Annotated in this window: 13 protein-coding genes and 1 tRNA gene; 7 read left to right on the forward strand and 7 right to left on the reverse strand. The window is 41.6% G+C overall.

The window, feature by feature from the left end:
- Window positions 1–29 precede the first annotated feature (29 nt).
- From HZA08_10345 to HZA08_10360, 4 genes are all read left to right on the forward strand, one after another.
- Window positions 30–1,382 carry a hypothetical protein gene (locus HZA08_10345; protein ID MBI5193824.1) on the forward strand — a complete coding sequence of 451 codons (1,353 nt, stop codon included), beginning with the start codon at window positions 30–32 and terminating at the stop codon, window positions 1,380–1,382.
- 87 nt (window positions 1,383–1,469) lie between these two features.
- Window positions 1,470–2,900, forward strand: a complete 1,431-nt coding sequence (locus HZA08_10350) for a hypothetical protein (protein MBI5193825.1) — start codon at window positions 1,470–1,472, stop codon at window positions 2,898–2,900.
- On the forward strand, window positions 2,864–4,735 hold the full coding sequence (locus HZA08_10355; protein ID MBI5193826.1) for a cellulose biosynthesis cyclic di-GMP-binding regulatory protein BcsB: 1,872 nt from the start codon (window positions 2,864–2,866) through the stop codon (window positions 4,733–4,735). The genes HZA08_10350 and HZA08_10355 overlap by 37 nt, the downstream gene beginning before the upstream one ends.
- Window positions 4,736–4,740: 5 nt before the next feature.
- Entirely contained in the window at window positions 4,741–6,681 is a 1,941-nt protein-coding gene (locus HZA08_10360) for a glycosyltransferase (protein ID MBI5193827.1), read from the forward strand.
- 138 nt (window positions 6,682–6,819) lie between these two features.
- On the opposite strand, the gene HZA08_10365 is transcribed toward HZA08_10360, so the two are convergent.
- Window positions 6,820–9,201, reverse strand: coding sequence for a UvrD-helicase domain-containing protein (locus HZA08_10365; protein MBI5193828.1), 2,382 nt, complete (start codon window positions 9,199–9,201; stop codon window positions 6,820–6,822).
- Between the two features lie 176 nt (window positions 9,202–9,377).
- On the opposite strand from HZA08_10365, the gene glgB reads away from it, so the two are divergent.
- Window positions 9,378–11,585, forward strand: coding sequence for a 1,4-alpha-glucan branching protein GlgB (gene glgB / locus HZA08_10370; GenBank protein ID MBI5193829.1), 2,208 nt, complete (start codon window positions 9,378–9,380; stop codon window positions 11,583–11,585).
- On the forward strand, window positions 11,513–11,818 hold the full coding sequence (locus HZA08_10375) for a hypothetical protein (protein MBI5193830.1): 306 nt from the start codon (window positions 11,513–11,515) through the stop codon (window positions 11,816–11,818). Before glgB ends, HZA08_10375 begins: the two co-directional genes overlap by 73 nt.
- Here HZA08_10375 and HZA08_10380 read toward each other — a convergent pair.
- The 3 genes from HZA08_10380 to HZA08_10390 all read right to left on the reverse strand — a co-directional run bounded on the left by HZA08_10380 (window position 11,815) and on the right by HZA08_10390 (window position 13,938).
- Window positions 11,815–12,237 carry a HEPN domain-containing protein gene (locus tag HZA08_10380; protein MBI5193831.1) on the reverse strand — a complete coding sequence of 141 codons (423 nt, stop codon included), beginning with the start codon at window positions 12,235–12,237 and terminating at the stop codon, window positions 11,815–11,817. The two genes, HZA08_10375 and HZA08_10380, sit on opposite strands and share 4 nt — an antisense overlap.
- The gene (locus HZA08_10385) at window positions 12,234–12,578 is read right to left on the reverse strand and encodes a nucleotidyltransferase domain-containing protein (protein ID MBI5193832.1); all 345 of its coding nucleotides are present in this window, start codon (window positions 12,576–12,578) and stop codon (window positions 12,234–12,236) included. Before HZA08_10385 ends, HZA08_10380 begins: the two co-directional genes overlap by 4 nt.
- Window positions 12,579–12,693: 115 nt before the next feature.
- Window positions 12,694–13,938 (reverse strand): DNA helicase UvrD, encoded by a 1,245-nt coding sequence (locus tag HZA08_10390; GenBank protein ID MBI5193833.1) that lies wholly within the window; start codon window positions 13,936–13,938, stop codon window positions 12,694–12,696.
- A 188-nt stretch (window positions 13,939–14,126) separates the two neighbouring features.
- Here HZA08_10390 and HZA08_10395 point away from each other — a divergent pair.
- Window positions 14,127–14,201: transfer RNA gene (locus HZA08_10395), tRNA-Val, on the forward strand.
- Window positions 14,202–14,232: 31 nt separating this feature from the next.
- Here HZA08_10395 and HZA08_10400 read toward each other — a convergent pair.
- The 3 genes from HZA08_10400 to HZA08_10410 all read right to left on the reverse strand — a co-directional run.
- The gene (locus HZA08_10400; GenBank protein MBI5193834.1) at window positions 14,233–15,294 is read right to left on the reverse strand and encodes a site-specific integrase; all 1,062 of its coding nucleotides are present in this window, start codon (window positions 15,292–15,294) and stop codon (window positions 14,233–14,235) included.
- Window positions 15,295–15,691: 397 nt separating this feature from the next.
- Complete coding sequence (locus HZA08_10405) at window positions 15,692–16,000, reverse strand: helix-turn-helix domain-containing protein (GenBank protein ID MBI5193835.1); 309 nt, start codon at window positions 15,998–16,000, stop codon at window positions 15,692–15,694.
- Window positions 15,997–16,132 (reverse strand): hypothetical protein (locus tag HZA08_10410; GenBank protein MBI5193836.1); only part of this gene is annotated, 136 nt, incomplete at its 5' end. The genes HZA08_10405 and HZA08_10410, both read right to left, overlap by 4 nt.

The following is a 16,132-nucleotide window of genomic DNA, read 5'->3' on the forward strand; positions in this document are numbered from 1 at the left end:
ATCCCGGACATGCCTTCTTTATTCAGTTCATGGACGTTGTTTGGACACTGCGTATACCGTTATTACTGTTTTTTGCTGCCTATATTGTAAAGGAACTGTGGATATTGCGTGCCCATGAGAGATGGCATGCGATCCTGATGTTCAGTTATTTCTTTCTCATCATCTCTACATATTGGCTTATCAAGCCTGTTAAAAAGGCCCTGCTTGTTGGTTATTATCAGGTCTCAGGCTTGACTTTAGCCGGTTGGTATCTTGATGCCGCACAGGTTGAGCTGATAGCAAAAGAGTTAAATATGTTCCTTGCACTTGCGGCAGCGATATTATTTTCCTGGCTTGCCTCCCGTTACAAACGTGAAAGATTGACCCTTTTCATTACCGGAATGTTTGCGCTGGGATTTGCCCTTTTTGCCTCTGCCCTTCTCAATCCCGCACACATCACTGTCTGGATGTTTTATTTATTTGGAGACATCTTCGTTACGATTATGGTGGCAGGCTTTTTCGCGTTTCTTAATGACAGCGAAGATGTGCACACTGCACGCCGTCTCTATGGCCTGATCGGACTTGGAGGAATCATGGGCGGTTTCTTCGGCAGTGCAGTAGTTGCCGGATATTCCAGAAAGATAGAGCCGTCTACGGCATCATTGGCCTGTGTGGGGCTGTTGGTATTGATTGCCGGAATCTCATGGTTATTCGGCAGACTGGTTAAGAGGACTACACCGGTAGATTTACCTGCTGCCGCCTCTGTTGCAGGGTATAAGGTATTACAGCACGGGGTAAAGACAGTGCTATGCTCGCCCTATCTGCTTGGCATAGCCGCTATCGTAGGGCTGTATGAAATGGTCTCATCTATAATGGATTATCAGTTTACTAACACGGTTCTGCATTTTGTTTCAGGCGACCAGCTAAAGGCACATTTTGCAAGTGTTTATTCTTTTACGAACTTCATTTCTCTGATACTTCAGGTCTTTATCACCCGGATGGTGATGGTCAGATATGGGGTGGACAAGGCATTGTTTTTCCTGCCGGTAACAGCTACCTTGGGAGAGGCCGCATTCATTCTTCTTCCAGGCCTGCTGGCGGGGAGCCTTCTTAATACTATGGATAATGCCTTCAGCTATTCCATCAATCAATCAGCCAAAGAGGTCTTGTATGTGCCGGTAGAACGGGAGGAAAAATACAAGGCAAAGGCATTGATTGATATTTTTATACTACGCGGGGCAAAGGCAATAGCCGTGGCACTCAGCCTTGTACTGGCACTCGTATTCGCAGGGTTTGAGAGTGTGAGATGGCTATCAATAATTGTGGTTGGCCTGTTAATAGTATGGCTGTTGGTTATCCGGTACATTGGCCAGAGGTACAGAAAAATGGAACGAGGAGTTTGAGATGAGGCCCCCTCACCCGGACCCGCCGGGGGAGAGGGGAGTCTGAGATTATTCCCCCTCCCTTGACGGGAGGGGGTTAGGGGGAGGGTGAGCTATGGAGACTTTCATGTGAAGACCAAGTACTCAAAATATAACTTACTTCTCATTCTAATACCCGTCTATTTCCTTATCTACTTCTCAATAAATCACCTGCTGGAAGGGCATAACCTCATGCACCCATATCTCTTATTTTATGGAGAAAAGGCCCTCCTTGCCTTGAATGGTGTACCGCCGAGGCTTGAGAACATAGGATTTATATATCCTCCTCTTCCGATTGTTATTTCCCTATTATTCATGGCGAATATATCCATTACACAGGGCTTCATCGCATCACTGATCAGTGCATTCATATCATGGGAAATCATTAACAACATTCAATCTAAAAAACTTGCCATCACACTTATCTTCTTCCTGATCTTCTCCATCCCAATCCTTTTTCTTGCTACCCAGAGATTTGATCTATACCTCCATTTCTTCTTTATTATTTACAGTATCAAACTGTTGTATCAATATGTGAGACAGGAATACTCACTATATATTTTCACAGCAGGTCCACTGTTCGGGTTGTCTTTTTTTACGCATTTCAGCTCAATTTACCTCATCCCCTGGATATTTATTATTATATTCTTTCTGTACAGGAAGACCCTTAGGAAATTTATGGCAGTATCCTTTGTCTATTTTTCCCCTTATTTCCTCTTTTTCCTCTCCTTTGCATACCTCAACTGGGTATTCACAGGAAAGGCATTCGGGTTTCTCCCAAATTACAAACTGCTGTTTTCCAATTCAGAAATTACTGCCGCTATCTCTGCGGGAAGCATTACAGGGAGTTTATGGTTCATGCTTTCATATCTGCTGAAAGTAATACTCATAATAGCCCCTTTCCTTGCAGGAATTTTTTATGAAAAAAGACTTGTTTCATTAATCCCTTTCCTTGTCATCTTTTCTCTGATATATTCTAATCTCTTCTATCCGGCCATCTATGTATCCTCAATATTTATTATATATTTCCTGATATTAATGAACTTTGAAAAAAAAGAAGCACATAATGTATTTATTGCTGCAATGGTTATCAGCCTTACATCCTCTTTTATACTTGCTTTAAATTCAAATGACGCATATGAGAGAAAATTTACTCATGCACTAACAGGTTCAATTGAAGAGAATACAGGGGGATACAAACAGATTGCAGAGATACTTAAATATAAAAAAGGGAAGATTTTGATTGATGATCAGGGTTTTTATCCTGTTGTCTATTTAATGAAGGACCCTGAACGGTTTATCCTTCCCTACCAGTATGAATTTAACTCAGCTATTGCAAATCCTGCCCTATTTGCCGATTATGTAATAGGTATGAAAGATAAAAACATGGATAAGGTATACCGGCGGTTTGAATATGGGGTAAAAGGATACTACACTATATTTGAAAACAAGGACATTATAATATGGGAGAAGACAAAATTAAGAGACAAAACGTCTTAAAAATCTTAATATTCCTGCTATTAACTCTCGCATTGTCATCAGTTGTGCCGTCTTATAGTGCAGAGCCTGAACAGTCGGTATTGTCTTTTAGTGACCTCGGTTATTCAAAAGACATATATCTTTCCGGTGCCACTACTGAATTCAATATTTATCTGCCTAATTACAGGGGGCTGTCAAAGGCAAAGATAGAGTTGTTATTGAGATTTTCCGGGGTACTTGATAACAGAAGCACCTTTACCATACTTGTTGATGACACCCCGCTATTTACAAAAAACATAGGCCTTACAGGATATGAACCTGTTGTGTCCTTTAATACAGGACATTCCAGGGCAGACCATATAAAGGTTACTGTACGGGGACATCTCTTCATAACAGGTGATATATGCTATGACCTGCCTACCGGAAATCTCTGGATGGTAATATCCAATAACAGTAAGGTCTATATCGCAGCAAAACATGCTGATACGAATATTGCAAACTTCTTTAATAACTATGATAAGGACATTAATATTGTCTTAGATAAAGAAGCAGACAATCTGAACATATTGCCGCTCATTTATAACCTGAACAGATTGAACGACTGGAAAGAGGTTAACATACAAGTTAATAGTGAACCTGTTAAAGGGATGAGAAACATTATAACAGGCAATTTCAGCAATGATATAGAACTAAAAGATGGTGACCTGCTGGTATCAACTAATGGCTTGTCTATGCTCAAAAAGGACTTAACCGGTTCTTTCATAACCCCATCAGCAAATACCTCAAAATTAAGCACGGCAGCAGAGAACAAAAACAATGAAATAAGCCTTATGGACATGGGCATTAAAGGCTTTACTGCAACAGGACTCGGTGACCTATCATTTAATGTCCCTATAAGGTTCTCTGCATTTTCCGGTATCCCCGGTAATCTCTACATGAAACTAATCCTGAATCATACCCCTGTCCCTGAAAGCGAGAGGGCCTATTTAAAGGTCTTTCTTAACGGGATATTGATTCATGCTATGAAGATAGAAGGCGGCGGCAGCATTAAATCTTATAACATAAAAATACCCGAGGACCAATTACGAGGTTACAACAATAATCTTAATATAGTTACATCTTACTTTATAAGTAAGGGAGAATGTAGAGGGAGTATGCCGAATCTGACTATCTCTATTTTAGACTCCTCATATTTCTACTTTGATGGGGCAGATAGAAAGTGGATTACACCGGTAGTGGACGTCATGGGGAGCATGTCAGGTAAAGTCCTCATTATGGTGAATGATAAAGACATGTTCGACCCTTCTGTGTACCTAATGGATGTACTGGGAAAGTTTAACAGGGAGATAACTGATATTGATGTATTGCCATGGAAAGGAGAAATCCCTGAAAATTATAATTTTGTGATACTTGCCCTTAGTCATTCAGGTATAAATAACATAAATATCCCGCTAAAGGTGAATCAGGGGAGATTCTCTATAATAAATCCATTGTCAAAGAAAGAGATGTTCAGCTCAGATTACAGCGATAGCTTTGGGGTCCTTCAAACCTTTGACAAGGGAAAGGCAAAGGTACTCTTATTATCATATTACAAAGATAAGTCCGCGTTGGAGTTCATGAAAGGATTTGATAAGGATACTTTAAGCCGGATGTTGGGGAATGTAGTTATATTCAATCAGGACATGGCTAGTTTTGACATTGGTGAAAAATTCAGGGTTGAGTATAAAGAGATTAAATCCACAGGTTATTACTGGGATAAGTACAAACTGTTTATTATCCTGATACTTGGATTGCTTGCAATTGTATTCCTTTACTTTATCAAAAAGAAGATTGTAAGGAGCGAGAAGGAGAACTAAGTATAATGCCGGAACATGCTGTTGCTATTGAAGATAAACAGATAAAGGCTGTCCTGTCCGGCAGGAAAATAGGGCAAATATTTTTAGAGCTTGGTTACATTAACAAATCCCAGTTAGATGAGGCATTAGAGTATCAGAAGCAGAAAAAGGGTAGAATCGGATGGATATTAACGACACTGGGATTTATTAACAGGTTACAGCTTTTTCAAACCCTTGCCGTCCAGTTTGGGCTTGAGTTCAGGTCTGATATAGAAAACCTTATCAAAGGAACAGATAAAAGACTTTTGTCTGCTGTAACACATAAAGATGTGATTGTACATCAGGCGATCCCTTACCAGATGCAGGACGGCAGATTAATACTTCTTACCGCCTACCCCAATAAGATTGAAACTATCACATTCTTCAAAAAGAAATTCTTTGTAAATGAAGTGGACCAGATTGTTATAACTGACCTTGACTTAACAAAGCTGATTAAACAGATAGTAATAACTGATTTGGATCTGACAAAGATTGCAGAAAAGTTATACAGGGACTCCATCCTTGATAAATCTATTTACGGACTGTTTTACAGGAATCCTTCAGAATCAGCTTATTCCGTATTTACAAACAAGCAGGTACTTTTTATGGGTGCAGGGATATTCTTAACACTGCTATGGATATATTATGATGTTGTCAATTTTCTAATAGTAACAAATATTATTGTTCAGCTTTTCTTTACAATCTCGATCGGCTTTAAGCTCCTCCTAAGCCTGGCAGGGGTAAAAGGTGAAATAGAACGGCCTGTAACTGATGAAGAGGTCAGGGCACTGAAGGATGAAGACCTCCCTGTATATACCATCCTTGTCCCGGTCTTTAAAGAACCTGAGGTCATAGGAATACTTATAGATTCTTTAAAAAGGCTGGACTACCCCCAGAATAAACTCGACATAATTTTATTACTGGAAGAGGAAGACAGCATAACTTATGAGGCTGCAAAAAAATGTAAACCCCCTGGAAACTGGAGATTATTGAAAGTTCCAAACAGCCTTCCAAAGACAAAGCCAAAGGCTTGCAACTATGGTCTTTTCTTCGGAAGGGGAAAGTATCTTGTAATCTTTGATGCAGAGGATATCCCTGATCCTGACCAGTTAAAAAAGGCTGTTATAGCCTTTACTAAAGGGGGGGAGAGTTATGTATGTTTTCAGGCGGCATTAAATTATTTCAACAGAAATGAAAATTTCCTGACAAGGATGTTTACATTAGAATATTCATACTGGTTTGACTATCTCCTTCCGGGCCTGGACAGGCTGAGATTCCCATTACCGCTTGGGGGCACGAGCAATCACTTTGACATGGAGAAGCTGAAACAGCTTGGGGGCTGGGACCCGTTTAATACCACAGAAGATGCAGACCTCGGTGTTCGGGCTTATGCTAATGGTTATCGTGTGGGGGTAATTAATTCAACAACCTTTGAAGAGGCAAACTCACAGACCAGGAACTGGATACGGCAGAGGTCAAGATGGGTTAAGGGATACATGCAGACATGGCTTGTATTCTCAAGACACCCTCTAAACCTTCTAAGGGCTATCGGGTTAAAGGGATGGCTCTCCTTTAATTTCTTTGTGGGAGGAACCCCGCTTACCCTTCTTATAAACCCGCTTACATGGGCCATATTTGTTATATGGGTACTGACAAAGACAAAGGTTATAGAACCTTTTTTCCCTCCTGTATTGCTCTATATCTCCATCTTCAACCTCCTCTTTGGAAATTTCTTAGGCATCTACCTCAACATGATTGCAGTATTTAAAAGGAAATATTACTACCTTATCCCTTATTCATATCTCAACCCTGTCTACTGGCTGTTTCACTCAGCTGCCTCCTATAAGGCATTATGGCAGCTCTTCACCAACCCATTCTATTGGGAAAAAACACAGCACGGGATTACCAAGTTAAGATTTAAATTGTAATCTCAATACAATAATACAAAAAGGGGGTAGTCGGTCAGCTTATTCCATAACAGACCATTAATTCTCTGATAACCTCAATGAACCGCTTGATCAAAACTTCCTCTAACGGAGTAAGTGTCTCAGTATACATGTTGGAGTTCATATCACCTCAAGTTTCGCATATTTAACCACGAGTGTCTTTAACCCTTCTGAGGGGAATTTTACAGTCACCTTTTCCATCTCTCCTGCCCCTTCAGAATGTTCAACAACACCCACTCCCCACATTGAGTGGCGAACACGGTCGCCGGATTTAAACCGGCCTTTGGTTCTGTTGTTCATGTTGTGCCGTACTGGTGCACCCGAATATCCCTCCGGCGGGGTTAGAAAACCCCGCCTATCCATATAGGTATTTAGGATAGGCGGGACATTCTTGTCCCGCCTATTTTCATCCCCTTTTGTAAGCCCCCGTCTCACGATGGGTTCGTAAGGAGTCTTGTTCTCTGTATAACTATATGATGGATTCTTCCTCTGAAAATCCTGCCCGTAGGTATAGTTATCTTTATTTGCAATCTCTATCCTGACATTTTTGCTCTTTTTTATCTCACGGAGGAATCTTGATTCCCTTCTCCTCTGCGTCTGACCGAAAAGATTTCTCTCAGAGGCAGCGGTCATATACAGATGTTCCCTTGCCCTTGTAATTCCCACATAGCAGAGACGCCGCTCTTCCTCCAACTCTTCGACATTATCAAACGCTCTGGCATGCGGTAGCGTCCCTTCCTCAAGCCCTGCAATAAAGACAACCGGAAACTCAAGCCCCTTGGCACTGTGGAGCGTCATCAGTGAAACCATATTTTTTGCCGCATGGTCAGGTGATTTACCGGGGTCATGATTAAGCTCATCCTCGCTTAACAGGCTTACATCATCCAGATATTTACTGATAGCAGCGCCGGCCAAATTAGGTTCCTTCTCTTCAAACCTCTTGACTGCCGCGAGCAGTTCCATCACGTTCTCTTCCCTGTCCTCATAATTCTCATCTTTCCTTAAAGCCTCAATATAACCTGTCAGCTCAAATATCTTTTTCACAAACTCTGAAGGCGAGAGTTCCCTTACAAGCACCCTGAGTTTTTCTACAAGGTCATAAAATTTTCCAAGTTTCGGTGTGGATGTTAGGACTTGCGAAACACTCCCATACATGGAAGTCCCGTTGCTTATAGAATAATCCTCCAGCATCTTTATCGTTGTCGTCCCGATACCTCTTGGCGGCACATTTATTATCCTGCGAAGGCTCACATCATCATCCGGTCTTAGAGAGACCCTGATATAAGCCAGAATATCCTTAATCTCTTTCCTCTCATAGAACCTGATACCGCCGATTATTTTGTATGGGATACCGGATTCCTTCATCACCTCTTCAATCGCCCTTGACTGTGCATTTGTCCTGTAGAGTATTGCAAACTGTGATGGTGTCTTTCCATGTATTAACAACGTCTTTATCTCCCTCACAATATACTTTGCCTCTTCCCTCTCATCTGCAACCTTGCAAAATAATACAGGCTCTCCTGAAGGGTTCTCAGTCCATAATTTCTTATCCCTCCTATCTGAGTTTTCCTCTATTAACGAGCCGGCCACATCAAGGATAGCGCCGGTAGAGCGGTAATTCTGCTCAAGCCTGATAATCATAGCTGTTGGATAATCATGGTCAAAACTGAGGATATTCTTTAACTCAGCACCTCTGAAGCGGTATATACTCTGGTCATCATCACCTACAACACAGAGGTTCTTATGCTTATCTGCAAGCAATTGTATCAACTTGTACTGCGACGGGTTCGTGTCCTGATACTCGTCCACAAGGATATATCTGAATGTCTCCTGATACCTGCTCAACAGCTCAGGATTGTTCTCAAAAAGATTAACGCATTTCATAATAAGGTCATCAAAATCCATTGCATTATTCTTCTTCAGCTTATCTTCATAAAGGCGGAAAACCTTCAACACCTTATCATCCATACCAAAGCCATGTGACTGCATCGCAAACTGCTGAGGCGTAATCAGTCTCCCCTTCATATAAGATATCCGGCTCCCGATGGAGTTCACAGAATATTGCTCTTCATTTATATTAAGCTCCTTAACACACTCCTTAATCAGACTCAACTGATCACCCTTGTCATAAATATAAAAATCATTCCGGAACCCGATGAGCTGTCCATATCTCCTGAGCAGACGAAGACAGATTGAGTGAAAAGTACCGATCCATAAGCTGCCCAAATGACCTCTGACTTCCTGCATCTTACTGTTTACTGCTAACTGCTTACTGCTCACTAATTTTAAAATGCGTTCCTTCATCTCCTCCGCAGCCTTATTAGTAAAAGTAACCGCCAAGATATTCTCCGGAGAAACCCCGTGATTATAAATCAGATTGGCAATACGATAAATAATAACACGCGTCTTCCCGCTCCCTGCACCTGCAATAACAAGAAGAGGCCCGTCAATATATTCAACAGCCTTACGCTGGGGTGGGTTAAGATGACTGAGGTCTATCATGCTGGGATAGTCTATAACGTAGTGAGTATTTTTTCAAGTAGTGCAAGTAGTGATGGATAAGCCGCCTATTTAATAATTGCTAATGATGGGCAACTTTGCTACTATAATGCCGTAATAAAGGCAGGCAAGGGATATGCAGTGAGAGGCTATTAGGCTGAAGGCTGAAGGGGAAAAACATGATTACTAAAAATTCCAGCAACAAAGACATTGAATACATAATCAGGGCGGAGCATCATGATCCGTTTTCGTATTTGGGTATGCATCCGGTTGAGATTGGCGGGAAGGCATCAGTTGTGGTGAGGGTGTTTATTCCTGATGTGGATATGGTTAATGTTATTGCGGTTGAGAACGGTACGTCATACAACATGGATAATATCCATCCTGATGGGCTTTATGAGGTGATAATAAAAGAGAGGGGAAGTGTCTTTACATACAAGCTAAGAATAACGGAACATACAGGTAACACTTATGAAATACATGACCCTTATTCATTCCTGCCTGTAATCAGCAGTTATGACCTTCACCTTTTTGCAGAGGGGAAGAACTATCAGGTTTATGACAGGCTGGGTTCTCATGTAATAACTGTTAATGATATTCAGGGGGTTTATTTTGCAGTATGGGCGCCGAATGCAAGGCGTGTCAGTGTTGCGGGTGACTTCAATAAATGGGATGGCAGAAGGTACCCGATGCGTGTACTTGGGAGTTCAGGTGTATGGGAGCTTTTTATACCGGGTTTGACAGAAGGGACTATATACCAATTCGAGATTAAGGGTTCCGACGGCCTTATTATGTTAAAGAGTGACCCTTATGCCCATTTTTATGAGAAGAGGCCTAATACCGCTGCTATTGTGCATGATATAGATAAATACACTTGGGGTGATGAAGGCTGGATGTCATGGCGGCATAACAGTGATGCGCTTCATGCACCGGTCTCTATATATGAAGTCCACCTCGGTTCATGGAAAAAGAGGGCGGAAGATAATAACAGTTTCCTTACATACAGGGAACTTGCCCATGAACTTGTTGATTATGTAAAAGAGATGGGATTCACGCATATAGAACTCCTTCCAGTTGCAGAGCATCCGTTTGACGGATCATGGGGGTATCAGGTAACAGGATATTTTGCACCGACAAGCCGTTTCGGTGTTCCTGAAGATTTCATGTATTTTGTAGACCAGTGCCATCAGAATGGCATAGGGGTTATATTAGATTGGGTCCCGGGACATTTTCCAAAGGATGCACACGGCCTTGCATGGTTTGACGGCACTGCCCTTTATGAACACCTTGATTCACGATTGGGTGAGCACAAGGAATGGGGGACACTCATCTTTAATTATGGCCGTAATGAGGTGAGGAATTTTCTCCTCTCAAATGCACATTTCTGGTTTGAGAAATATCATATAGACGGTATCCGCGTGGATGCAGTGGCGTCAATGCTTTACCTTGACTATTCCAGGAGCGCTGGGGAATGGCTTCCCAATAAATATGGCGGAAGGGAAAACCTTGAGGCTATCGCCTTTATCAAAGAGCTTAATGAACTTATCTACAAATACTACCCGGGGGCAATGACTATTGCTGAAGAATCAACTGCATGGCCGTCTGTATCAAGACCGGTTTATCTGGGCGGGCTTGGATTTGGTTTCAAATGGAATATGGGATGGATGCACGATACGCTTGAATATATCTCAAAAGATTCAATTCACAGGAAGTATCATCAGGGCAGTCTTACATTTTCCTTGCTATATGCGTTCCATGAAAATTTTATGCTGCCATTCTCACATGATGAGGTGGTGCATGGAAAGAGGGCAATACTTGATAAGATGCCCGGAGATTTCTGGCAGAGGTTTGCAAACCTCAGGGCATTATACGGATACATGTTCGGGCATCCCGGAAAGAAACTCCTTTTTATGGGGGGAGAGATAGGTCAGTGGATAGAGTGGAATTTTAATCAAAGTCTGGACTGGCACCTGCTTCAATATGAACCCCATCAGAAATTACAGAGATTTGTAAGAGACATTAACCATCTGTACCGGAGCGAGCCTTCCATGTATGAGGTGGATTTTGATTATACCGGCTTTGAGTGGATAGACTTTCATGATGCCGACAACTGCATACTCTCATTCCTGAGAAGGGGTAAGAACCCTGATGATATTCTTATATTTGTCTGCAATTTTACCCCTGTGCCGAGGGAGTCTTACAGGCTTGGAGTTCCTAAGCCCGGATTCTACAGGGAGGTACTGAACAGTGACTCTGAGATTTACGGCGGCAGCAACATGGGGAACTCCGGCGGAGTGAATGCAGTATCATTATCATGGCAGGGGAGGCCGTATTGCGTGGAGATGACCCTGCCGCCGCTTGCAGTTGTTATTCTGAAACCTTTGTAATAACAGACTTTGCCACCTCTTTTGATAAGTTAGGGATTCGCGGAGAGGCCCCTCAGGGCATCGGAGGCCTGAATAATCACGATATCTTCCTCCAATCCATGCTCTCCTCAAACCTCGCCGACAGCCTCAACTTTGAAACCGGCGTTGACATGTTCTTCGGAAACGATGACGGCTTCTTAGGGAGATTTGAAAATAACCAGCGGGTGTTTGTGAGGATGAGGTATGTTTTCTAAACTATCCACTCACTTTTCAAACGTGTAATTGCATGTTCCACATTGGCAATGAACTCTCTGGCCTTGTTTAAGGAATCTTCAGCCTCTTCAACCGTTGTTTCTGAAAAATCTCCATAATCCACATCTGTTCTGCGTGCCAGAAGAATTCTGAAGCTATCTATAATATTTTTAGGCAGGTAATCTTCCTTTACAAAATGTAATGACAGCATGGTCTTTGCCCCATCATGGGTAGCCGCATCTATTCCTTTTAGAATCAGTAAAGACCGTGAAGCAGACAAGATAGCATAATAAGACCTGTTAATGGTTAAACCATATTTTCCTTGTTTGAAGGTATCTTCAGCATCCTTCAAATTAATGTGTGCCTTTTCAATCCGTATGCTTGAAAGATTAATCTTTTCATCAAGAGTTAACGCCATCATGTCCTCTTTCTGTAAATTATAACCCCTTCTTCTTCAATTGCACGTGCAAAGCCGGTACGATATAACCTTTCATTATCAAGCACTTTCCAGTCTTTTATTACCGGTGCAAAGGGGATTCCTGTCTGGTCTTCTTTTGTTCCGAAATATTTTATAATTGCAGTCTCTGTCTTAATATCCTTATCCTTGACAATAACCAATACATCAAAATCAGACTCTCCTTTATAGTCACCTCTTACACGGGAGCCAAAAACGACTATCTCCTCTACTCTTTCTGCAAACAAAGGAGATGCTTCTATCTCCTCAGCAATATTGTCAAGCACTTTTCTCTCTTTTAAAAACATATTTTCCTTTTTTAGAAGTCATCTTAACAATAATAAATAAACGCGTCAACGTTGAGAAATTCCCTGAGGCATGGGTGACCCTGCTACTAACTGTCTTCAGCCTATTTACCTGTTATTATTCAAAGATACTTATCGTCCCGTACTCCCCGTCATATCCCGGTGCTATCTTAACCTTTCCATCTCTTACCCTTGCGATTCCTTCGGCAATCATGGGGGTACTGACATCTTCTATCTCTTTTACAGGGATGTCCTGAAGTATGGAAAGTTCATTGCCGAGGGCGGAAATTAATTTATTATACATGGCCGCTACTTTTTTTGTATTAACACCGGCATCATATACCTCTGCGATTATCTCCTGAAGAGGGATGAGCCTCCTGAACGGTATGGCCCCTTCCGGCATGTCACCCTCTTTCCTGTCTGCAAGGTCATCTACCCGATGCATTACACCTACTGTAACTCTGCCGCCGCATTTGAGGCATAATCCGTTGTTCTGTTTTGTTTCTGAAGGTGTCATCCTCTGCTTGCAATCCCTGTGGCCGTCAAGATGATATTTTCCTTCCTCAGGAAAGTATTCTATTGTGCCGATAAATCTTGATTTATCTTTTGTCTTTATTGCCTCATAGATTGCGTTATACGAGAGTTCTGTATTGAATATGTTTGCCTCTCTCGCGAGTTTAGAGGGTGAGTGTGCGTCAGAGTTTGATATAAAGGCAACTCGGTCAAGCCCTGACAACCTCCAGTTCATAAGCGGGTCAGAGGAAAGCCCTGTCTCAATCGCATAGATATGAGGTGTCAGCTCTTCAAAACACTCTTCAAGAGAGTTGAATCCGGAGTTTGAGCCGAGCACAGCAAAATGCGGTGTCCATGCATGTGCAGGGACAAACAGGACATCAGGAGAGGATTGAAGTGTCAGATTCAAAAGCACCTTGCTGTCAAGTCCAAGTATGGGCCTCCCGTCCGACTTCAGATTTCCTATTTTTGAAAGTACAGTGTTAATTTTCTCTGCTGCATTAAATGAAGGTACTATAAGGAGATTATGAACCTTGCGGGTGCGGCCGTTCTTACTGTATATACAGCTAATCTCTGCTGAGAGGATAAACCTTACATCACTGCGGCAGATCGAAGGCACATTGTTATCGCCTGCGGTTTTAAATTCCGGTTTGAGTTTAAACAGCCCTTGTTCAGCAGGCTCCAGTTTTTTCTGTATATTTGCAAACCACGCAGGATGCGTAAAGTCTCCTGTACCGATTACAGAGATACCCTTTATCTGTGCATACCTGTTAAGCGTCTCAATCTCCATATCCGGACTCGTCGCCCTTGAGTATGGTGAGTGAATGTGAAAGTCAGCTTTAAATTTCATACAAAATCCCCCGGCGGGGTTGGAAAACCCCGCCTATCCACACATAGATTGAGGATAGGAGGGACATTCTTGTCCCGCTGATTTTTATGGCTCTGGTACATGAAGGTACATAATCGTCTCAAAATTTCTTGCACTTCGTAATTAAGACGTGCTATTATAGCACGACTTTTCAATAATAGGTCAAATATAGGCGCGTAGCTCAGGGGGAGAGCGCTTCCTTGACACGGAAGAGGTCGGCGGTTCGAGACCGCCCGTGCCTACCATTAAAATCAATGGGTTACGTAGGTTCTCTTTTTAATCACTCCCTGAATTGTATAGTTTTTGTATAGTTGACCTTGAAGTCAGTGTCAAATCTAAGATATTTACTGCCTTATTTATATGAGATTGTGCAAGATGAGAATATCTTAATGTCATGGTTAGGCTTTTGTGTCCCATTAATTTTGATACTGTAGTCAAATCAACCCCTGACATTACAAGGTGACTTGCAAAGGTATGTCGCAGATCATGGAATCTAAAATCTTTTATTCCTGCCTTCTTACAGGCACTTGCAAAAGACCTCTTAACTTCCTTGTATGGCTTACCTGTAATATTGTCATGGAATACATAAGCAACATCTAAACGCCTTGTTATACCATGTAGAACATTTTTCAGGGTATCATTGAGGGGAACTTCTCTTCTTTCTCCGTTCTTGGTCACATCCAACATGATGAATCCATGCTTGATATCTACATTATCCCATTTCAGAGATAATATTTCTCCTTTCCTCATGCCGGTATTAACTGCAATAATAATAATAGGCTTTAGCCGTTCATCGCAAGAATCTATTAACAATCTACATTCTTCTACTGTCAAAAAGCGGATCCGCTTGCCCTCACCTTTCAGGTTTTCAACCTTATGTACCCTCTTTGACGTTTCCAGTTCTATCATTTCCCACTCTATGGCCTTTGAGAACATGGCCTTTAACACATTGAGTATCTTATTGACGCTTGCCGGTTTCAACCCCCTTACCATTAAATCAGTCTGAAGCTGCTCCACGATCAGGGTATTGAACCGCCGTAATGGTAGACTCCCGAAGACCTGCTTTAATTCCCCTATGATATAACCCTTAGTTCTTGCTGATTTTTGCCGCCCTGTCATCCATTCAATATATTTGTCTGCCAATTCCATAAAGGAATAATTGGCAATCCTTTTTGTCTCCGGCTGTATACCATCCTGCACAGACTTCTTTCTCTCTGTCAATAGGTTTACTGCATCCTTGAAGTTAGTCCCGCCGGTAGATTCATAACGTGTTCTGCCGTCTATACCTGCATACCGTATCCAGTAAATAGCACCCCTTTTATAAACTCCTCTTGTCATACCTTACCCTTTTTCCCTGAAAAATATATATAGAGACGTATACCTTAAAATTTCAGTTACATCAGTTACATCAGTTACAGAAATGTAAAAACCTTTATTTATCAATAGGTTGATGTTACCGATTTTGTAACTAATGCTAAATATTTCAGCTACAATTTCAGTTACAAAAGAGATAATATGTTGTCTCTTATCAAATTTCATCCTGAATTGCAGAGATTTTGCACCCTTAATAATGCTACAAAACTTGAATCCTACCCCTCTTCGCTATCGCAAAAAGAGTGCCATACACCAACTATACAATTTACTATACAATGAAACTTACACCCTTATAAAACAAAGTGTTATAACTGTACAACTTCCTTTATAGGGAAGTGGTCACTATAAATATTATGTGAGGTCATTTGATGATTTTTAAATATCCTGAAGATGGAACTATGGCAGGCATCTTGTGTTGATCTAAATGTTTATCAATATCCCTTTTCCTGAACCGTAACAGATTCCCTTTTTTGATATATGGGATACTCTTTGAATGTGTCTGAGCATAAACCCATTCAGGAGTAACCTTGAGGTATTCACAAAGGCCCGCTACATCAAAAATAACATTTTCCGGCAAGTGCTTATCATGGTTATGCAGTATTGCCCTTAACTCCTCTTTCACCGCCGTTGCTATTGCCTTTATATCTTCCGGTTCAAGAGTACTTTTCAATACTTCCCTTCCCTTAATCCATACAGTCCGATTAAAACAGCATCCGCTTTGTTATGGTCTTTCTTTCTGATTAACTTCATATCAGGATACAATTGTTTTACCCTGATGATGGAAGACCCTTTATCCTTGCCC

This window comes from Nitrospirota bacterium (genome assembly GCA_016212215.1).
GTDB lineage: Bacteria > Nitrospirota > 9FT-COMBO-42-15 > HDB-SIOI813 > HDB-SIOI813 > JACRGV01.